Raw genomic sequence first — 20,456 nt, forward strand, 5'->3', positions numbered from 1 at the left:
CGTCACCAAGGCCGGCCACATCCCGCCGGTGCTGGTGGTGCCGAAGGACGGCGACGGGGCCCGCCGGCGGCCGGCGGGCCGCTGCCCGGCGGGGTCGGCCAGGTGCTCGACCTGCCGTCCGGCGCGCCGCTCGGGGTGGGCGGGGTCCCCTTCGAGTCGGTGCAGATGGAGGTCCCCGAGGGCAGCCTGCTGGCGCTGTGCACCGACGGCCTGGTGGAGTCCCGGGACAAGGACCTCGACGTCGGCCTCGGCCGGCTGGTCAGTGTGCTGGAGCAGCCGTACGCGTCCATCCAGCAGGCCTGCGAGGCGGTGCTCGACACCATGGAGCAGGGGCGCGAGCCGGACGACGTCGCGTTGCTGCTCGCCCGGCTCAGCCACGGCGAGACCGGCACCCCGACGGCGGGCTGGACGCTGCCGGCCGAGCCCACCGCGGTCTCCCGGGCCCGCCGCCTGGTGCGGGCCACCCTCGCCGACTGGGGCGTGGAGCAGCTCACCGACACCGCCGAGCTGCTGGTGAGCGAGCTGGTCACCAACTCCGTCCGGTACGCCAGTGCGCCGATCGGCGTCCGGCTGACCATGGGCGAGACCCTGCTGGTGGAGATCAGCGACCCCCTGCCGGATCCGCCGAGGGAGCGGCACGCCGCCGAGGCGGACGAGGGCGGCCGGGGCCTGGAGCTGGTGCGCCGCCTCGCGCTGCGCTGGGGCGCCCGGGCCGAGGGGATGGGCAAGGTCGTCTGGTTCGAGCTCTCCCCGGAGGAGACCGAGATCGACTGGACGCAGTAGCCGGCGGCCGGGCCGCGCCGTCCGGCCACCCGGCTCGATGTGTACGGTCTGTCCCGGATCGACCACGTTCGCGACGCCCTGATCGGCGCACGGTGTCCGTACGCGGGTGCGAAGGGTCACCTGAGCGTCCGGATCCCGGACGCCGCGCGGGTGGCGGCGGGCGGATCCGGGCGGCCGCGGCGCCTTCCCGAGGGCCGTGGGCGGGGCGCGCCGGAGGTGCCCGGGCGGTGGGCGCCGGGGCGGGCGGTGCGGGGTCCGGAGCGGGTCGCCGCCCGGCTGGCGCTGATGATCGGTCATATGATGAAATTCCCGAATCCGTAGGTGGTTTCACGCCGCCGGGGGCATCCGATCCTGCCGGATCCGATCCGGTCGGAGCCGCCTGCGTGCGCGGCCCTTGACCGGTCGTCCCGATCCGTGCAGACCGGGCCGGTTCGAACAGCGGCGGCCGGGTAAGGAGCACCGGGCGGGCCTCCCCGATTCGATGTTGTGATGCTCGGGGCGTGTGCGCCCGCACCCGGATGATGAATACTCGGTCTTCTCGACATCCGGATGGGCACTGGTTGGAGGGGTCGGTCCGTTGAACAGCACTCCGGCGCCGCAGGCGCCGCAGGCGGCGAGCAGTAGCGGCCATGCCGCCGTGCCCGGCCAGCCGGGCGCACCCCACGCCGAGGACGTCCCGTACGCCCTCGGCAGCTGGGGCCACGGCGCGCCCGGGTCGATCTACGACTACATCCGGGTCGCCACCTTCGCGATCGGGCCGGACGGCCGGATCAGCCAGTGGAGCAACCGCGCCGCCGAGTTCTTCGGCGTCCCCGCCTCCGAAGCCGTCGGCGCCGACCCGATCACCGCCTTCGTGCCCCGCGAGCTCTGGCAGCGCGGCCGGGCCCGGCTGGAGCGCGTCCTGGCCGGCGAGGAGTGGATCGGCACCGCCCCCTACCGCGACGTGAGCGGCGCCGAGGGCCTCGCCGAGGTCTACGTGATGCCCGCCGACGGGGACCCGGCGCCGGGCGCCACCTGTCTCGCCGTCGACGTCGGCCGGCTGCGCACCATCGAGACAGACCTCGCCGCGTCCGAGGCCGTCTTCGGCCAGACGCCGACCGGCTTCCTGCTCTTCGACCTCGACCTGCGGCTGCAGCGCGTCAACGCGGCCTTCGCCGCGGGCGTCGGCCGCCCCGCCGCCCACCTCACCGGCCGGCAGCCCGCCGAGCTCTTCCCGCCCGGCGAGGCCGACCGCCTGATGGTCGCCCTGCGCAAGGTGCTGGCCGGCGGCGAACCCATCCTCGACCTGCGGTTCAACGGCGTCGCACCGGCCGCCACCGGCCGCGACGGCCACCGCCGGTGGTCCCTGTCGCTGTTCCGGCTGACCGGCCCCGGCGGCGCCCCGATCGGCGTCGCCGGCCAGGTCCAGGACGTCACCAGCCGGCACGTCGCCGAGCGCGAGGCCGCCGGCGTCCGCCGCAGCCTCGCCCTGCTCAACGAGGCCTCCACCCACATCGGCTCCACCCTCGACCTGGAGACCACCGCCAAGGAGCTGCTGGACGTGATCGTCCCGCAGTTCTGCGACGTCGCCACCGTCGACCTCTACACCGCACTGCTCTCCGGCGACGAGGGCCCGATCTCCGGCCCCGGCGTGCTGGACGGCTCCGGGGAACTGCGCCGGGTGGCCGTCTCCAGCGTCGTCGGCGGCGCCTCCTCGGTGCTCGGCGGCGAGGGCGGCCTGGCCGCCGTCCCGGTCGCCGAGGCCGGCGGCACGCTCTGCTACCCGCCGCGCTCCCCGCACGCCCGCGCCCTGCGCACCGGCCGCAGCGTGGTGCCCCAGCCGGGGCCCGACCCGCTGCTCCGCTCGACGCTGGTCGTCCCGCTGGTCGCCCGCGACCAGGTGCTCGGCCTCGTCCAGCTCTCCCGGGCGATCGGCTCCGAGCCCTTCGACGCACGGGACGTCGCGATCGCCGAGGAGCTCGTCGCCCGCGCCGCCGTCTGCGTCGACAACGCCCGCCTCTACCGCCGCGAGCACGAGCGCGCGCTGATCCTCCAGCGCAGCCTGCTGCCCCCCGGCAAGCCGGAGGCCACCGGCCTCGAGATCGCCCGCCGCTACCTGCCGAGCAACAACAACACCGAGGTCGGCGGCGACTGGTTCGACGTCATCCCGCTGCCCGGCAGCCGCACCGCCCTGGTGATCGGCGACGTGATGGGCCGCGGCCTGCGCGCCGCCGTCGCGATGGGCCAGCTGAGAACCGCCGTCCGCACCCTGGCCATGCTCGACCTCGACCCGGCCGAGGTGCTCGGCGCGCTGGACGAGATCGCCCGCGGCCTCGGCGGCGACGACGACCCCGCGGGCGGCCAGCCCGGCGCCGGGAGCGTCGAGGTCTACCTCGCCACCTGCGTCTACGCGGTGTACGACGCCGTCACCCAGCGCTGCGTCATCGCCAGCGCCGGCCACCTGCCGCCCGCCCTGCTGTGCCCGGGCGAGCCGGCCCGGATGCTCGACGTGCCGCCCGGCCTGCCGCTCGGCGTGGGCGGCGAGCCCTTCGAGGAGGTCGAGGTCACCCTGCCGGACGGCGCCGTGCTGGGCCTCTACACCGACGGCCTGGTGGAGTCCCGCAAGCACCAGCTGGACGAGGGCCTGCGGGCCTTCCGCACCGCGCTCACCAACGGCTCCAAGCAGCTGGAGCAGCTCTGCGACGAGGTGCTGGACGAGCTGATCCCGCACCACGGCGAGGACGACATCGCCCTGCTGATGGCCAAGGTCGAGGCCCTGCCGCAGGACTCCGTCGGCGACTGGCGGCTGCCGCCGGAGCCGACCTCGGTCGGCCGGGCCCGCGAGCGGGCCTGCGACTGGCTGGTCGGGCACGGCCTGGACGAACTCGTCGACACCACCGAGCTGCTGGTCAGCGAGCTGGTGACGAACGCGCTGCGGCACGGCCGCGGCGAGATCCGGTTGCGCCTGCTGCAGGACCGCACGATGGTCTGCGAGGTCTGGGACGACGGCTACGCGCAGCCCCGGCAGCGGCGCGCCCAGGAGACCGACGAGGGGGTCGCGGCCTCCAGCTGGTCAGCCTGCTCGCCGAGCGCTGGGGCAGCCGGCGCACCCCCAAGGGCAAGATCGTCTGGTTCGAGCTGACGCTCTGACCGGCCCCCGCGCGCCGCTGGGCCGCGCGGGTGATCTGCCCCGACCGGCGGCCGTGTCGGCCGCCGGCGGCCGCCCCGATGGCCTTCAGTGGTCGGCAAACCCGATGTCCCGGGTCAGCCGACCAGCCACCGGAGGAGCGCATGCGCGCCAACCAGGTCGCCGCCGCCACCGCCCTGTGCCTGGCCCTCACCCTGGCCGGCTGCACGGGGGCGGAGCACCGGCCGGACCGTCCGTGTCCGACGTGACGGCCGTCGACCGGGCGCAGACCCGGGACGGCGGCACCGTGCGCTGGGCCGTGGACGCCGTCCCGGCCACCCTGAACGTCTACCAGCCGGAGGCGACCGCCGACTCCGAGCTGATCGCCCGCGCCCTGCTGCCCGGACTGTTCCGGCTGGACGACCGGGGCCGGGCCGTCCCCGACCCGGACTACCTGGCCGGCGCGGTGTCCACCGCGGCCGGGCACAGCCCGCAGACCGTCACCTACCGGCTCAACCCGGCCGCGGTCTGGAGCGACGGCTCCCCGCTGTCGGCCGCCGACTTCACCGCCCAGTGGAAGGCCCTCTCCGGCGCCGACCCGGCCTTCCGCAGCACCCGCCCGGCCGGTTACGACGCGATCGCCTCGGTCTCCCAGGAAGCGGCCCGCACGAGGTCAAGGTGGTCTTCAAGCAGCCGTTCGCCGACTGGCGGTCGCTGTTCACCCCGCTCTACCCGGCCGCCCGGACGACCACCGCGGACGCCTTCAACCAGCCGCTGGACGGCTCCTTCCACACCTCGGCCGGGCCGTTCACCCTGACGGCCTACGACCACGACGGCGGCAAGGCCACGCTCGGCCGCAACCCGCGCTGGTGGGGCGACCGGGCCAAGGCCGACGCGATCGACTTCCGGGCCGTCCCCGCGTCCGGCCGGCTCGACGCCCTCGACCACGGCGACCTCGACATCGCCGCGCTCGGCACCACCGTCGACCGGGCCACCGCGGACGGCACCGACGGCGAGAACGCCGCTGCGCCGCCGGACGCCGCCGCCCTCGCCGAGGCGAGTGCCCAGGCCCTCAAGCGCGCCGAGGCGCTGCCCGGGCTGGCCGTCCACCGGGCGCCGGCCGCCGCCTTCACCCAGCTCACCCTGAACGCCGCCAAGGGCCCGCTGACCGACCAGGGGGTGCGTCAGGCGGTGGCCCGGGCGGTCGACCGCGGGCAGGTCGCCACCGCCGCCCTCGGCCCGCTCGGTGTCGGCGCCGTGCCGCTCGGCAACCACCTGCTGATGGCCGGGCAGGACGGCTACCGCGACAACAGCGCCGCGCTCGGCACCGACAGCCCCGCGGCCCTGCTCGACCGCGCCGGCTGGAAGGAGACCGCCGGCAAGCGCACCAAGGACGGCAAGCCGCTCGCCCTGTCGCTGCTCGTCCCGGACGGCTCCGCCACCGCCCGCCGCACCGCCGACGCACTCACCGGCGAGCTCGCCAAGGCCGGCTTCGCCGTCACCCTGAAGGCCGTCCCCGCCGACTCCTTCGTCACCGACCACCTCGCGAAGGGCGACTTCGACCTCGCCCTGTTCTCCTGGCCGGTCACCGCTTATCCGGCCGACGCGCGCCCGCTGTACGCCAAGCCGCAGCCCGGTCCGGACGGCCTGCCGGTGGACGGCCGCAACTACGCCGGGACGGGGACGGCCGAGATCGACCGGCTGCTCGACCGGGCCGGCGCCGAGCTCGACCCCGTCGCCCGGCGCTCGCTGCTCCAGCAGGCCGACACCCGGCTGTGGCAGCTCGCCGACGTCGTCCCGCTGTACCAGCGGCCCGACCTGGTCGCCGTCCGCAACGGCGTCGCCGGCGCCGGCGCGTACGGCTTCGCGACCCCGCGCTACCAGGACGTCGGCTTCCGGACGACCTGAGCCCGCCGCCGCCGGCCGGGGCTCAGGGCACCGGGACGGCGGCGGGCGGCGCGAGCCGCGCGGCGGTCTCGGCGATCCGGGCCGTCCCGGGGCAGAGGGCACGGGCCCGCTCCAGCGCCCGCCGGGCCTCGTCCGTCCGGCCGGCCGCGCCGAGTGCGGCGGCCAGGGCGCACTCGGCCTGGGCCCGGGCCAGCGGACCGGTGGCCCGGGCGGCCGCCCGCCCGGCCAGGGCGAGGGCCTCCTCGTGCTCCCCGCCCAGCAGGGCGAGCCAGGCCGGGGCGGGGGAGTGCGCCAGCAGCGCCGGGAACGCGGCGCGGGCGGCCGCGACGGCCTCGTCCAGCCGCGGCAGGCACTCGGCCGGCGGCAGCGCGCCCGTCGCGGCGGCGCCGGCCAGGGCCCCGGCCAGCTGGAGGTGGGCCTGCGCGGTGTGGGCCCGGCCCGCCAGGGCGCCCGCCGCCGCGCGGGCCAGCGTCGCGGACTCCTCGTAGCGGCCGCGGGCCTCGGCGACACCCGCCCGCAGCAGGTACTCCCGGCCGCTCGGAAGGCTGTCCGCGGACAGCGGGCCGAGCGTGCTCCCGGCCTTCGCCAGGTCGCCGCGGAGGTGGGCCCGCATCGCCGACACCCCTTCGGGGAGAGCGCCAGGCCGTCGGCGGCGTCCCGCGGCAGGGACGGCATCCGCAGCAGCATCCAGCCGGCCGACAGCGGCTGCCGGACGGCGACCAGCGAGAGGACGGGCGGCACGAGCACCCCGAGGCCGAGCGCCCGGCCCACCCCCGGCCCGCCGACCAGCAGCACACCGAGCGTGATCGGGACGGCGGACAGCAACAGGGTGGCCACCCACAGCCGCAACCGCAGTCGAGGGCCCGCGACCGGCACCCGCTCGACGCAGAGGAAGGGGATCGGCACCCTCCGCAGGGAGAGGGTGATCCCGCCGACGGTGAGGTCGGCCAGCCGCGGGCCGAAGCCGAGCACCGCGACGACCGGGGCGCCCGCGACCCGGCCCAGGAGCAGCCCGGCGAGATGCGAGCTCTGCAGGCCCAGCAGGGCGCCCACGCCGGCCCAGGCCCCGGTCTCCAGGGGCCGGAACGCCCGGGCGTCGCCGCCCTGGAGCAGGGCCGCGCCGATGCAGAAGAGGACGAGGGCACCCAGCATCCGGCTACGGGTGCGGGCGGGGTCGGCGGTCGATGATCGAGTCACCGGAGCAGGGTCGCGCATCCCGGTCGGGTACGTCCGGTCCGTGGCCCAGTTGTGATCTTGCACCCGGTGCCACCCGCCGTTTCGGCCCCGGAGGCCGGTTCCCCGTACCATGGGGGAGCCGTGGCATGGTGTGCCCGGCGGGTGGACCGGTAGTAGCAGGCGGGAACGGGCGGCGGCGATCGACAGGGATCGCAAGTCGGCGTCACGCAGCCGGGCGCCGAAACCCACGAACCGGGAGAATCCGCTCAGCATGCCCACGCGCAACGACATCCGTAACGTCGCCATCGTCGCCCACGTCGACCACGGCAAGACCACGCTGGTCGACGCCATGCTGAAGCAGGCCGGCGCATTCGCGGCCCACCAGCACCTCGACGACCGCATGATGGACTCGAACGACCTGGAGCGCGAGAAGGGCATCACCATTCTCGCGAAGAACACCGCCGTCAAGTACCACCCCAAGGACGGCGGGGCTCCGATCACCATCAACATCATCGACACCCCGGGCCACGCCGACTTCGGTGGCGAGGTCGAGCGCGGCCTGTCCATGGTCGACGCCGTCGTCCTGCTGGTCGACGCCTCCGAGGGCCCGCTGCCGCAGACCCGCTTCGTGCTGCGCAAGGCCCTGACGGCGCGCCTCCCCGTCATCCTCTGCATCAACAAGACCGACCGTCCGGACGCCCGGATCGACGAGGTCATCAACGAGACCTACGACCTGTTCCTGGACCTGGACGCGGACGAGGACCAGATCGAGTTCCCGATCGTCTTCGCCTGTGCCCGTGACGGCGTCGCCTCGCTGACCAAGCCGGAGAACGGGACCGTCCCGGCCGACTCCACCAGCCTGGAGCCGTTCTTCTCCACCATCCTGGAGCACGTCCCCGCGCCGACCTTCGACGAGGCGGCCCCGCTCCAGGCCCACGTCACCAACCTGGACGCCGACAACTTCCTCGGCCGCATCGCGCTGCTCCGCGTCGAGCAGGGCGAGCTGCGCAAGGGCCAGACGGTGGCCTGGATCAAGCGCGACGGCTCGATCCAGAACGTCCGGATCTCCGAGCTGCTGATGACCGAGGCGCTCACCCGCAAGCCGGCCGAGGTGGCCGGCCCGGGCGACATCTGCGCCGTCGCCGGCATCGGCGACATCATGATCGGCGAGACCCTCGCCGACCCGGAGAACCCGATCGCGCTGCCGCTGATCACCGTCGACGAGCCGGCGATCTCGATGACCATCGGCACCAACACCTCGCCGCTGGTCGGCCGCGGCGGCGGCGGCAAGGGCGCGGACGCGAAGTCCACGGTCAAGGACCGCAAGGTCACCGCCCGCCAGGTGAAGGACCGCCTGGACCGCGAGCTGATCGGCAACGTCTCGCTGCGCGTCCTGGAGACCGAGCGCCCCGACGCCTGGGAGGTGCAGGGCCGCGGCGAGCTGGCGCTGGCCATCCTCATCGAGACCATGCGCCGGGAGGGCTTCGAGCTCACCGTCGGCAAGCCGCAGGTCGTCACCAAGGACGTGAACGGCAAGGTCCACGAGCCGGTCGAGCGTCTGACCGTCGACGTGCCCGAGGAGCACATGGGCGCCGTCACCCAGCTCATGGGCGTCCGCAAGGGCCGCATGGACAACATGTCCAACCACGGCTCCGGCTGGGTGCGCATGGAGTTCGTCGTGCCGTCCCGCGGCCTCATCGGCTTCCGTACGGAGTTCCTCACCAGCACCCGCGGCACCGGCATCGCGCACTCGATCCACGAGGGCCACGAGCCGTGGTTCGGCAACCTGGTGACCCGCAACAACGGCTCGCTGGTCGCCGACCGCTCCGGCGTGGTCACCGCGTTCGCGATGACCAACCTGCAGGAGCGCGGCGTGCTCTTCTGCGACCCGGGCACCGAGGTGTACGAGGGCATGATCGTCGGCGAGAACTCGCGCGCCGACGACATGGACGTCAACATCACCAAGGAGAAGAAGCTCACCAACATGCGTTCCTCGAACGCCGACGTGGCCGAGTCGATCGTCCCGCCGCGCAAGCTCTCGCTGGAGCAGTCGCTGGAGTTCTGCCGCGAGGACGAGTGCATCGAGGTGACGCCGGAGACCGTGCGCATCCGCAAGGTCGTCCTGGACGCGAAGGACCGGGGCCGCACCGCCTCGCGCGCCAAGAAGGGCTGACCCCAGCCGCTTCGACGGGCCGGCCTCCACCCCTCGGGGCGGAGGCCGGCCCGGCCGCGTTCCGGGGCCGCCCGGGTGGCTCCCGCGCCCTGGTGGCGTCCCCCTGCACCCATCCGGCGGTATCCAGCTCGCGCCACCGGTGGCCCGATCCTTCGATGGGGTGTGATGAGTCCTACACCCCGAGGAGGAGCCTCATGCCTGCAGCCACCCGAGTGCGCTGGGCCCTGGTCGTCGCGACGAGCGTGGCCCTCGTGGCCACGGGCTGCGGCAGCAGCGGCAGCGGGGGAGGCGGCAGCGGCGCGAGCGGAAGCGGCGGCGGTGTCGTCACCGCCTGGTGGGGAGACCCGCAGAACCCGCTGGAGCCGGCGAACACCAACGAGGTCAACGGCGGCGCCGTCCTCAACATGATCTTCACCGGCCTGGTCTCGTACGACCCCAAGACCAGCGCTCCGAACAACGCCAACGCCGACTCGATCACCTCCAGCGACCAGCAGACCTGGACGGTGAAGCTGAAGCCCGGCTGGAAGTTCAGCGACGGCACCACGGTCACCGCCAAGTCCTACGTGGACGCGTGGAACTACGGCGCGCTGGCCACCAACAAGCAGCTCAACAGCAGCTTCTTCTCCTACATCCAGGGCTACGACCAGGTCGCGCCGGCCTCCGGCAACCCGACCGCGCAGACCATGTCCGGCCTCAAGGTCGTCGACGACAACACCTTCACCGTCGCCCTGACCCAGAAGTTCTCCACCTGGCCGGCCACCCTCGGCTACTCCGCCTACGTCCCGCTCCCGGCGAGCTTCTTCTCCGACCACGCGGCGTACCTCAACAAGCCGGTCGGCAACGGCCCCTACGAGATCACCTCGTGGACCAAGAGCGCGAAGATGCAGCTGCGGCCGTTCACCGGCTACAGCGGCACCAACAAGGCCAAGAACGGCGGCATCGACCTCAAGGTCTACACCGACACCAACGCGGCCTACGCGGACCTCCTCGCCGGCAACCTGGACGTCAACAACGGCCTGCCGAACAGCGCCCTGAAGACCGTCGACTCCGACCTCAACGGGCGCTTCCTCAACACCCCGGCCGGCATCATCCAGACCATCTCGTTCCCGCTGTACGACCCGGCCTGGAACACCGCCGGCGCCAAGATGGTCCGCCAGGGCATCTCGATGGCGATCGACCGGCCCACCATCACCAAGGTGGTCTTCACCAACACCCGTACCCCCGCCACCGACTGGACCTCGCCGGTGCTGGGCGAGGCCGGCGGCTTCAAGGAGGGCCTGTGCGGTGAGACCTGCACCTACAACCCGACCAAGGCCAAGCAGCTGATCCAGCAGGGCGGCGGCATCCCCGGCGGCCAGCTCACCATCTCCTACAACGCGGACGGCCCGCACAAGGAGTGGGTCGACGCGGTCTGCAACAGCATCAACAACGCCCTCGGCAACACCAAGGCCTGCGTCGGCAACCCGATCGGCACCTTCGCCGACTTCCGCAACCAGGTCACCACCAAGAAGATGACCAGCGCCTTCCGCACCGGCTGGCAGATGGACTACCCGCTGATCCAGGACTTCCTGCAGCCGCTGTACTTCACCGGTGCCTCGTCCAACGACTCCGGCTATGCCAACCCGCAGTTCGACAGCCTGGTCAACCAGGCCAACGCGAACCCGGACAAGGCCGCCGCGGTCTCCCAGTTCCAGGACGCGGAGAAGCTGCTCATCCCCGACCTCCCGGCCATCCCGCTCTGGTACCAGAACGGCACCGTCGGCTGGTCCTCCAAGGTCGACAACGTCCTCCTCAACCCCTTCAGCGTCCCGGTCTACGACCAGATCACCGTCAAGTAACCGGCAGGCGGCGGCGGGGCCCGCAGGCCCCGCCGCCACCGCTCCGGCGGCCCGTTGGAGGTTCGCATGGGACGCTACGTCATCAGACGCCTGCTCCAGATGATCCCGGTGTTCCTGGGGAGCACCTTCCTGATCTTCGTGATGGTCCACGCACTCGGCGACCCGGTGAACGCGCTGTTCGGCGACAAGGCGCCCGACCCGGTCATCGCGCAGCAGATCCGCGAGCAGTACAACCTCAACGACCCGTTGTGGCTCCAGTACCTCATCTACATGAGCAACCTGTTCCGCTGGGACTTCGGCACCACCTTCAACGGGCAGTCGGTCACCTCGCTGCTCGCCACCGCCTACCCCGCGACGATCAAGCTCACCGCGGTCGCCTTCACCATCGAGGTGATCTTCGGCGTCGGGTTCGGCCTCATCAGCGGCCTGCGCCGCGGCGGCTGGTCGGACAACACGGTGCTGGTCTTCACCCTGGTCGTCATCTCGATCCCGACGTTCGTCACCGGCTACGTGCTCCAGTACCTGTTCGGCGTGAAGTGGGGCGTCCTGCCGGCCACCGCCGGCGATCCGCTGACCCTCAACTCGCTGCTGCTGCCGGGCATCGTGCTGGCCTCGGTCTCCTCGCCTACGTCGCCCGGCTCACCCGGACGACCGTCGCCGAGAACTCCAAGGCCGACTACGTGCGCACCGCCGTCGCCAAGGGCCTGCCGCGCCGCCGGGTGGTGCTGAACCACCTGCTGCGCAACTCGCTCATCCCGGTCGTGACCTTCCTCGGCGCCGACCTCGGCGCCCTGATGGGAGGCGCCCTGGTCACCGAGCGGATCTTCAACATCCACGGCGTCGGCTACTACCTCTACCAGGGCATCGTCCGCCAGAACACCGCGACGGTCGTCGGCTTCGTGACGGTACTGATCATCGTCTACCTGGCGGCCAACCTGCTCGTCGACCTGCTCTACGCGGTCCTGGACCCGAGGATCCGGTATGCCTGACCAAGAGAAGTACAACAAGGCCGACCCCCTCGCCGACGCCGGCACGGAGGAGGAGGAGATCCAGAGTGCCGTCGAGAGCCGCACCTTCGACCTGGGCACCATGGAGGCCCAGACTTTAATCAAGAACGAGCGGCTGCACGACGAGTCCGAGGTCCCGGCCGTCGACGAACGCGTCCAGCCCCGCAGCCTGTGGCAGGACGCCTGGCGGGACCTGCGCCGCAACCCCATCTTCATCATCTCGGGGCTGCTGATCGTCTTCCTGGTCATCGTGGCGATCTGGCCCGGCCTGTTCACCTCGACCGACCCGCTGCAGTGCGACCTGTCGAAGGCCCAGCAGGGGCCCGAGTCCGGCCACCCGTTCGGCTTCGACGGCCAGGGCTGCGACGTCTACTCGCGCACGATCTACGGCGCCCGTGCCTCCATCACGGTCGGCGTCTGCGCGACCGTCGGCGCCGCGGTGGTCGGCACCGTGCTCGGCGGCCTGGCCGGCTTCCTGGGCGGCTGGTCCGACTCGGTCATCTCCCGCGTCGCCGACATCTTCTTCGGCATCCCGATCCTGCTCGGCGGCCTGGTCTTCCTCTCGGTCATCCCCAGCCGGTCGATCTGGATCGTGGTGGCGTTCATCGTGGTGCTCGGCTGGCCGCAGATCGCCCGCATCGGCCGAGGCGCCGTGATCACCGCCAAACAGCAGGACTACGTGACGGCGGCCAGGGCCCTGGGGGCCAGCAACTCCCGGCTGATGCTGCGCCACATCCTGCCCAACGCCGTCGCGCCGATCATCGTGGTCGCCACCATCGCCCTCGGCACCTACATCGCCCTGGAGGCCACCCTGAGCTTCCTCGGCGTGGGCCTGAAGCCGCCCACGGTCTCGTGGGGCATCGACATCTCCTCGGCCTCGGCCACCTTCCGCAACGCCCCGCACATGCTGCTCTACCCGGCCGGGGCACTGAGCCTCACCGTCCTGGCCTTCATCATGCTCGGCGACGCGGTCCGCGACGCTCTTGACCCCAAGCTGCGCTGAGAGGGGCCCCCACCAACCATGGACAGCGGCATGAGTAGCGACGACGGCGAAAGCGCCATCCGGATCGACCCGCGGGACTCCGGCGCCCCGACCCCGGACGGCCCCCTGCTCGACGTGCGCGGGCTGCACGTCGAGTTCCGGACGAGGGAGGGCGTCGCCACGGCCGTCAACGGCGTCGACTACTCGGTCGCCGCCGGTGAGACGCTCGCCGTCCTCGGCGAGTCCGGCTCCGGCAAGTCCGTCACCGCCCAGGCCATCATGGGCATCCTGGACACCCCGCCCGGCTACGTCACCGGCGGCGAGATCCTCTTCAAGGGCCGCGACCTGCTGAAGCTCGGCGCCGAGGAGCGCCGGAAGGTCCGCGGCGAACAGATGGCCATGATCTTCCAGGACGCCCTCTCCTCGCTGAACCCCGTCCACTCCGTCGGCGCCCAGCTCGGCGAGATGTACCGGGTGCACCGCGGCGCCTCCCGCAAGGACGCGAGGGCCAAGGCCGTCGAGCTGATGGACCGGGTCCGCATCCCGGCGGCCAAGGAGCGGGTGAACGACTACCCGCACCAGTTCTCCGGCGGCATGCGGCAGCGCATCATGATCGCGATGGCGCTGGCCCTGGAGCCGGACCTGATCATCGCGGACGAGCCCACCACCGCCCTGGACGTGACCGTCCAGGCCCAGGTGATGGACCTGCTGGCGGAGCTCCAGCGCGAGTACAACATGGGCCTCATCCTGATCACCCATGACCTCGGCGTGGTCGCCGACGTCGCCGACAAGATCGCGGTGATGTACGCGGGCCGGATCGTCGAGACGGCCCCGGTCAAGGAGCTGTACGCGAACCCGGCCCACCCCTACAGCCGGGGCCTGCTGGACTCCATCCCCCGGCTGGACCAGAAGGGCCAGGAGCTCTACGCGATCAAGGGACTGCCGCCCAACCTGCTGCGGATCCCCCGGGCTGTGCCTTCAACCCGCGCTGCCCGCGCGCCCAGGACATCTGCCGGCAGGAGGTGCCCACACTGTTCGAGGTCACCGAGGACGACGGCACGCCCGTCCAGGGCCGGGGCAGCGCCTGCTTCTTCTGGAAGGAGACCGTCCATGACGTCTGACGGGACGGGCGCGGCGGAGGCCGCGCTGCCGCAGGAGGTCGCCTTCGCCCAGGAGGTGCCGCGCGGCGAGCCGATCCTGCAGGTCCGGGACCTCGTCAAGCACTTCCCGCTGACGCAGGGCATCGTCATCCGCAAGCAGATCGGCGCGGTGAAGGCCGTCGACGGCGTCTCCTTCGACCTGATGCAGGGCGAGACCCTGGGCATCGTCGGCGAGTCCGGCTGCGGCAAGTCGACCCTGGCCAAGGTGCTGATGAACCTGGAGCCGGCCACCAGCGGCTCGGTCCGGTTCAAGGGCGAGGAGATCTCCGGCCTGTCCGGCGGCGCGCTGAAGGCGGTCCGGCGCAACATCCAGATGGTGTTCCAGGACCCGTACACCTCGCTGAACCCGCGGATGACCGTCGGCGACATCATCGGGGAGCCGTACGAGATCCACCCGGAGGTCGCGCCCAAGGGCGAGCGCCGCAAGGCGGTGCAGGACCTGCTGGACGTGGTGGGACTCAACCCGGAGTACATCAACCGGTACCCGCACCAGTTCTCCGGCGGCCAGCGCCAGCGCATCGGCATCGCCCGCGGCCTCGCGCTCAAGCCCGAGGTCATCATCTGCGACGAACCCGTCTCCGCCCTCGACGTCTCCGTCCAGGCCCAGGTGATCAACCTGCTGGAGCAGCTCCAGAAGGAGTTCAACCTCTCCTACATGTTCATCGCCCACGACCTGTCGATCGTCCGGCACATCTCGGACCGGGTCGGCGTCATGTACCTGGGCCGGATGGTCGAGATCGGCTCCGACGAGGAGATCTACGACCACGCCACCCACCCCTACACCCAGGCGCTGCTCTCCGCCGTGCCCGTGCCGGACCCGGCGGCCCGCGAGGCCAAGGACCGGATCGTGCTCACCGGCGACGTGCCGTCGCCGGCCAAGCCGCCGTCCGGCTGCCGCTTCCGGACCCGGTGCTGGCTGGCCCAGGAGAAGTGCTCGCACGACGACCCGGCGCTTGCCGTCCGCTCCTGGCTGGAGGGCAAGGCCGCGCACGAGTCGGCCTGCCACTTCGCGGCCGAGCGCGAGGCGGACAGGACGTAGCGCCGGGGCGGGAACGATGACGGGGCCCCTTCGAGCTCCGGCTTCCGAGGAAACCGGGCACCGAAGGGGCCCCGCCGTTCACATCACTTCGCTTCGGCGTCCCGCTGCTCGGGGACGGCGGTCTTGGTGGTGCCGTCCTCCGGGAAGTGGCAGGCCGTCAGGTGGCCCTCGGCGCTGCCGGAGAGCTGGATCAGCGGCGGCTCCTCGGTCGCGCACTTCTCCTGGGCCTTCCAGCACCGGGTGCGGAAGCGGCAGCCCGACGGCGGGTTGATCGGCGACGGGACGTCACCGACCAGCCGGATCCGCTCGTTGGCGACGCTGTCCGGGTCCGCGTCCGGCGCCGCCGACAGCAGCGCGTGGGTGTACGGGTGGCGCGGCGCGGTGTACAGCGAGTCGCGGTCGGCGATCTCCACGACCTTGCCGAGGTACATGACGGCGACGCGCTGCGAGAAGTGCCGCACGATCGACAGGTCGTGGGCGATGAAGACGAACGCGATGCCCAGTTCCCGCTGCAGCTCCTGGAGCAGGTTGACGACCTGCGCCTGGATCGAGACGTCCAGCGCGGAGACCGGCTCGTCGGCGACGATCAGCTTCGGGTTCAGGGCGAGCGCGCGGGCGACGCCGATGCGCTGGCGCTGACCGCCGGAGAACTCGTGCGGGAAGCGGTTGTAGTGCTCCGGGTTGAGACCGACGATCTCCAGCAGTTCCTTGACCTGGGCCTCCCGGCCGCCGGCCGGGTTGATGCCGTTGATCTCCATCGGGCCGCTGATGATCGTGCCCACGGTGTGGCGCGGGTTCAGCGAGGAGTACGGGTCCTGGAAGATCATCTGGATCTCGGACCGGATCGGCGCCAGCTCCTTGCGGGAGGCGTGCGCGATGTCCTGGCCGAGGTACTTGATCGAACCGCGGGTCGGCTCGTACAGCCGGGTGATCAGCCGGCCGGTGGTCGACTTGCCGCAGCCGGACTCGCCGACCAGGCCGAGGCTCTCGCCGGTGGCGACGGAGAAGCTCACGTCCTCGACCGCCTGCACCGCACCCACCTGGCGGCGGAACGGGAAGCCGCCCATCACCGGGAAGTGCTTGGTGAGGCCGCTGACCTCCAGCAGGGTGCTGCCGGGGGCCACGGGCTTCGCCGCCGCCTCGCTCAGGGTCTGCTCTGCGCTCATGGGAATTCCTTGCTCCTTTACCGAGGTCCTGATCAGCTGCTCAGCCGGGGCAGGATCTGCTCGGTGAGGATGGACTGCTTCTGCGCGGGGGTGAGGTGGCACGCCGACAGGTGGCCGTCGGTGTCCGCCCTCTCCAGCGGCGGGCGCTCGGTGCGGCACTTGTCGCCGATCACGAGCTCGCGGTACTCGCAGCGCGGGTTGAAGGCGCAGCCGGACGGCGGGTTGAGCAGGCTCGGCGGGGTGCCCGGGATCGGCCGCAGCGGGACGTCCACCGAGGCGTTGATCCGGGGGATCGAGCTGAGCAGGCCCCAGCCGTACGGGTGCTGCGGGGTCTTCAGGATCTCGCGCATGGTGCCGCGCTCGACCGCCCGGCCCGCGTACATCACCAGGACGTCGTCGGCGATCTCACGGATCACGCCGAGGTCGTGGGTGATGAAGATGATCGAGGTGCCGAACTCCTGCTGGAGGTCCTTCAGCAGGTCGACGATCTGGGCCTGCACGGTCACGTCGAGCGCGGTGGTCGGCTCGTCCGCGATCAGCAGCTTCGGGTTGCAGACCAGCGACATCGCGATCATGGCGCGCTGGCGCATGCCGCCCGAGAACTCGTGCGGGTAGGAGTCCACGCGCTTGTCGGGCTGCGGGATGCCGACCTTCGCCAGCATCTCGACGGCCCGGGCGCGGCCCTCCTTCTTGGAGGCGCCGGTGTGCTTCATGAACGGCTCGGCGATCTGCCGGCCGATCGTGTAGTACGGCGAGAGCGCGGCCAGCGAGTCCTGGAAGATCATCGCCATCTTGTTGCCGCGGAGCTTCTCCAGCTCGCGCTGCGGCAGGCCGAGCAGCTCCTGGCCCTCCAGGGCGATGGAGCCCTCGATGGTGGTGTTGCGCGGGTTGTGCAGGCCCATGACGGCCAGGTTCGACACCGACTTGCCGGAGCCGGACTCGCCGACGATGCCGAGGGTCTTCCCGGCCTCCAGGTCGAAGTTCAGCTCGTTGACGGCCTTGACGATGCCGTCCTCGGTCCGGAACCGGACCTTCAGGTCGCGAACCGAGAGGAACGCGCCGCCGGCGCCGGTCTCGGCGGCGGCCTCGGACTTGGTGAGGGTGCTCACGGTCGGATCTCCTCGGGTGCGGAGTGGTGCTGGGCGATGACGGATGCGCGGGCGGTCATCCGATCCTCACCCGGGGGTCGAGGAGTCCGTAGGCGGCGTCGACGATGATGTTGAAGATGAGGATCGCGGCGGCGCTGAAGAGCAGCACGCCGAGTTCCAGGGCGGTGTCCTGGGTCAGCACCGAGCGGACGGCGAGCATGCCGAGGCCGTGGATACCGAAGGACACCTCGGTGATGATGGCGCCGGAGAAGACCAGGCCGAGGTCGAGGCCGAAGATCGTGATGATCGGGGCCATCGCGCCGCGGAGCGCGTAACGGCTCCACACGTAGCGGTTCGACATGCCCTTGGCCCGGGCGGCCCGGATGTGGTCCTCGGAGAGCTGCTCGATCATCAGCGAGCGGACCTGGCGGGTGTAGTTCGACCAGAAGATGATCGACATGACCAGCCACGGCAGGACCATGCCGGTGATGGAGGCGATCGGGTCGTCGGTGAACGGCGTGTACCCCGGCTTGTCCAGCCAGTGCAGCGTCGTCACGAACAGGGCCATCGCCAGCGGTGCCACGAAGAAGATCTGCGTCGACTGGCCGAGCTGCGAGAGCGAGCTCGCCGCGGTGTCGAACCAGCTGCCCTGCTTCCAGGCGGAGATCATGCCCAGTGTCACGCCGATGACCAGGAAGCAGATGGAGCCGCCGATGGCCAGCATGATCGTCGCCGGGTAGTTGGACATGATGATGTCCCAGACGAACTGGTGCCGGCCGTACGAGTAGCCCAGGCATGGGGCGTTGCAGAAGCTGTCGGTGTACTGCGTGCCGACGAACAGGCCCTTGACGTAGTCCCAGATCTGCTCGAAGTGCGACTTGTCCAGGCCCATGTTGTGCCGGACCGTCTCGAGCTGCTGCGGCGTGCAGCCCTTCGGGCAGTTCAGCTGTGCCTGGTCCACCGGCAGCGTCATCACGGCCAGGTAGGTCAGCAGGACCAGCAGGAAAAGGATGACAATCGCGCCGAGCGCCCGGCGGGTGAGAAATCTGAGCATTGGGGATGGGCTCTTCCGAGTGAGGGCGCCGTTGGCGGCCGCGTCATGGAGAGTGCCGGGCCCGGGCGGGCCCGGATGGGGGCCTGTTCGGTGGTCGGCAACTGCCCCGGTGGGGCCGCCCGGTCGGGCGGCCCCACCAGGAGGGCGCGGGAGGTGATCCCGCGCCCTGTCAGGTCACTGCTTGATGAAGACGCTGGAGACGTCGACCGCGCCGATGACCTCGTTGTAGGCGACGCCGCCGAGGCCGGCACCGTACACCTGGTAGAACTTGTCGTAGGTCAGCGGGATCTTCGGAACGTCGGCCAGGGCGGTGTCGGCGAGCTTCATCCACTCGTCGGCGGCCGTCTTGACGTCGGCGATCTTGTTGATGCGGTCGATCTCGGTGTTGACCGTGGCGCTGTTGTAGTGCGTGTAGTTCGGCGAGCCGTCGGCGACGGTGCGGCCGTCCAGGGTCGGCGGGACGACGGTCGAGGCGACCGGCCAGTCGGCGCCCCAGCCGGTGCGGTACAGGTCGAACTGGTTGTCCTTCTTGCCGACCACCGAGTAGTAGCTGGTCGGGTCCAGCTCCTTGCGGTCGACCTTGAAGCCCGAGTTGTTCAGCGCCTCCTGGATGGCGGCGGCGACCGGCTGCCAACGCGGGGTGTTCGCGTAGGCCAGGACGATCGGGTAGTTCTCCTTGCCGGCTTCCTTCAGCAGCGCCTTGGCAGCCTCGGGGTCGCCCTCCGGCTTGGCCTTCAGGCCCAGCGGGTCGGAGTCCTTCCAGCCGGACACGGTCGGGCTGATGAGGTTGTTGGCGACGTCACCGGTGGCCGAGCCGCCGAGCAGCTTCTGCACCTGGGTGCGCGGGAAGGCCAGCGCCAGCGCCTTGCGGACCTTCGGGTCCGTCACGCGGGTGGTGTTGATGTCGAAGGTGTCGACGAACGGCTGGAACTTGTTGATCAGGCGGTCCTTGTAGGTCGCCGCGTCACCCTGGATCTTGGCGATCGAGGGGTTGTCGGCGTTCTGGACCAGGGTCAGCGCGTTCTTGTCGTCACCGTTGCCGGCCAGCAGACGCTGGGTCAGCAGCGGGTTCGTGATGCCGAGCTCGAACTCCCACGAGTCCACGTACTGGTGGCGGATCGGGTCGCTCTTCGGGTCCCAGTTCGGGTTCTTGACCAGCTTGAGGGACTTGTCCTTCTCGTAGCTGGCGATCTTGTAGGGGCCGATCGAGACCGGGTGGTCGTTGTACTTCTCCTTGTCGTCCTTCGCCTTCTGGATGGCCGTGATGTTCGGCATGGCCATCGCGTAGGGCGCGTCCGCGTGCGCGTCCTTGAAGTGGAAGACGATCGTCTTGTCGTCCGGGGTGCCGATCAGGCTGTCCGGAAGCTCCTTGCCCGCGTACGGACCCTCGTAGGTCTTGCGGTAGTCCGCGCCGGAGAGCCAGGTCTGGACGTAGGTCGGGCCCTGGTCCTGGTAGGTCGCGTACAGGCGCTCGACGCCGTACTTGACGTCCTTCGCCGTGATCGGCGAGCCGTCCTCGAACTTGAGGTTGTCCTTGAGGGTGTACGTCCAGGTCTTGCCGTCGTCCGACATCTTGCCGGTGTCGGTGGCGAGGTCGCCGACCAGGATGGTCTTGCCGGTGGCCGGGTCGGTCTTGTAACCGGTCAGCGAGCGGCTGTAGAGCTGCGAGACGGCCTGGTACTCGTTGACGTAGATCTGGCCCGGGTCGAGGTAGTCGAAGCCCGCGGACTCGATGCCGTGCGCCACGCCACCGGGCTTCGCGCCCGCGACGTCCTGGGCCGGACCGGTCGAGTCGGCGAGGGTGCCGACGCCGAAGTTCTGCACGGAGGACTTGGCGGTGTCGCCGGAGATCTTGTTGCTGTGACCGCTGGAGCATGCGGTCATGGACAGCGCGCTGATCGCCAGCATCGCGGGCACGTATGCGGCCTTGCGAAGTCTCATGGTTCCTACCTGTCACTGGGCATGTGATGTCTGAC

13 protein-coding genes and 3 pseudogenes are annotated in these 20,456 nt (G+C 71.3%); 11 read left to right on the forward strand and 5 right to left on the reverse strand.

Annotated features, from left to right (window positions below; translation table 11 throughout):
- Positions 1-102: 102 nt before the first annotated feature.
- From ABEB13_RS24795 to ABEB13_RS24810, 4 genes and pseudogenes are all read left to right on the forward strand, one after another.
- Positions 103-783, forward strand: coding sequence for a SpoIIE family protein phosphatase (locus ABEB13_RS24795; protein WP_345707255.1), 681 nt, complete (start codon positions 103-105; stop codon positions 781-783).
- A 637-nt stretch (positions 784-1,420) separates the two neighbouring features.
- Positions 1,421-3,912 (forward strand): annotated as a pseudogene (locus ABEB13_RS24800) (SpoIIE family protein phosphatase).
- A 233-nt stretch (positions 3,913-4,145) separates the two neighbouring features.
- Positions 4,146-4,706 carry a periplasmic substrate-binding domain-containing protein gene (locus ABEB13_RS24805; RefSeq protein WP_345707256.1) on the forward strand — a complete coding sequence of 187 codons (561 nt, stop codon included), beginning with the start codon at positions 4,146-4,148 and terminating at the stop codon, positions 4,704-4,706.
- Positions 4,604-5,797, forward strand: a complete 1,194-nt coding sequence (locus ABEB13_RS24810) for an ABC transporter substrate-binding protein (protein WP_345709812.1) — start codon at positions 4,604-4,606, stop codon at positions 5,795-5,797. The genes ABEB13_RS24805 and ABEB13_RS24810 overlap by 103 nt, the downstream gene beginning before the upstream one ends.
- 22 nt (positions 5,798-5,819) lie before the next feature.
- Here the strand turns inward: ABEB13_RS24810 and ABEB13_RS24815 are convergent, their stop codons facing one another.
- Positions 5,820-6,410: a hypothetical protein gene (locus ABEB13_RS24815; RefSeq protein ID WP_345707257.1), complete on the reverse strand. Its 591-nt coding sequence runs from the start codon at positions 6,408-6,410 to the stop codon at positions 5,820-5,822.
- A gap of 407 nt (positions 6,411-6,817) precedes the next feature.
- Here ABEB13_RS24815 and ABEB13_RS24820 point away from each other — a divergent pair, with 407 nt between their 5' ends.
- From ABEB13_RS24820 to ABEB13_RS24850, 7 genes and pseudogenes are all read left to right on the forward strand, one after another.
- On the forward strand, positions 6,818-6,985 hold the full coding sequence (locus ABEB13_RS24820) for a hypothetical protein (protein ID WP_345707258.1): 168 nt from the start codon (positions 6,818-6,820) through the stop codon (positions 6,983-6,985).
- A gap of 259 nt (positions 6,986-7,244) precedes the next feature.
- Positions 7,245-9,146: a translational GTPase TypA gene (gene typA, locus ABEB13_RS24825; protein ID WP_345707259.1), complete on the forward strand. Its 1,902-nt coding sequence runs from the start codon at positions 7,245-7,247 to the stop codon at positions 9,144-9,146.
- Between the two features lie 194 nt (positions 9,147-9,340).
- Complete coding sequence (locus ABEB13_RS24830; protein ID WP_345707260.1) at positions 9,341-10,984, forward strand: peptide ABC transporter substrate-binding protein; 1,644 nt, start codon at positions 9,341-9,343, stop codon at positions 10,982-10,984.
- Between the two features lie 66 nt (positions 10,985-11,050).
- Positions 11,051-11,973: pseudogene (locus tag ABEB13_RS24835) on the forward strand (ABC transporter permease).
- Entirely contained in the window at positions 11,966-12,994 is a 1,029-nt protein-coding gene (locus ABEB13_RS24840) for an ABC transporter permease (protein WP_380232110.1), read from the forward strand. The pseudogene ABEB13_RS24835 and the gene ABEB13_RS24840 overlap by 8 nt, the downstream one beginning before the upstream one ends.
- 30 nt (positions 12,995-13,024) lie before the next feature.
- Positions 13,025-14,094: pseudogene (locus ABEB13_RS24845) on the forward strand (ABC transporter ATP-binding protein).
- Positions 14,084-15,172: an ABC transporter ATP-binding protein gene (locus ABEB13_RS24850; RefSeq protein WP_345707261.1), complete on the forward strand. Its 1,089-nt coding sequence runs from the start codon at positions 14,084-14,086 to the stop codon at positions 15,170-15,172. The pseudogene ABEB13_RS24845 and the gene ABEB13_RS24850 overlap by 11 nt, the downstream one beginning before the upstream one ends.
- A gap of 83 nt (positions 15,173-15,255) precedes the next feature.
- Here ABEB13_RS24850 and ABEB13_RS24855 read toward each other — a convergent pair whose 3' ends face one another.
- The 4 genes from ABEB13_RS24855 to ABEB13_RS24870 form a co-directional block, all read right to left on the reverse strand.
- A complete protein-coding gene (locus ABEB13_RS24855; RefSeq protein WP_345707262.1) occupies positions 15,256-16,338 on the reverse strand; it encodes an ABC transporter ATP-binding protein in 1,083 nt (360 codons plus the stop codon).
- Between the two features lie 32 nt (positions 16,339-16,370).
- Positions 16,371-17,447, reverse strand: a complete 1,077-nt coding sequence (locus ABEB13_RS24860) for an ABC transporter ATP-binding protein (protein WP_345707263.1) — start codon at positions 17,445-17,447, stop codon at positions 16,371-16,373.
- 55 nt (positions 17,448-17,502) lie between these two features.
- Positions 17,503-18,480: an ABC transporter permease gene (locus ABEB13_RS24865; protein ID WP_345707264.1), complete on the reverse strand. Its 978-nt coding sequence runs from the start codon at positions 18,478-18,480 to the stop codon at positions 17,503-17,505.
- 174 nt (positions 18,481-18,654) lie between these two features.
- A complete protein-coding gene (locus ABEB13_RS24870) occupies positions 18,655-20,421 on the reverse strand; it encodes an ABC transporter substrate-binding protein (protein WP_345707265.1) in 1,767 nt (588 codons plus the stop codon).
- Positions 20,422-20,456: the final 35 nt, after the last annotated feature.

The sequence above is a fragment of the Kitasatospora paranensis genome, from assembly GCF_039544005.1.
In the GTDB taxonomy this organism is placed as follows: Bacteria; Actinomycetota; Actinomycetes; order Streptomycetales; family Streptomycetaceae; genus Kitasatospora; species Kitasatospora paranensis.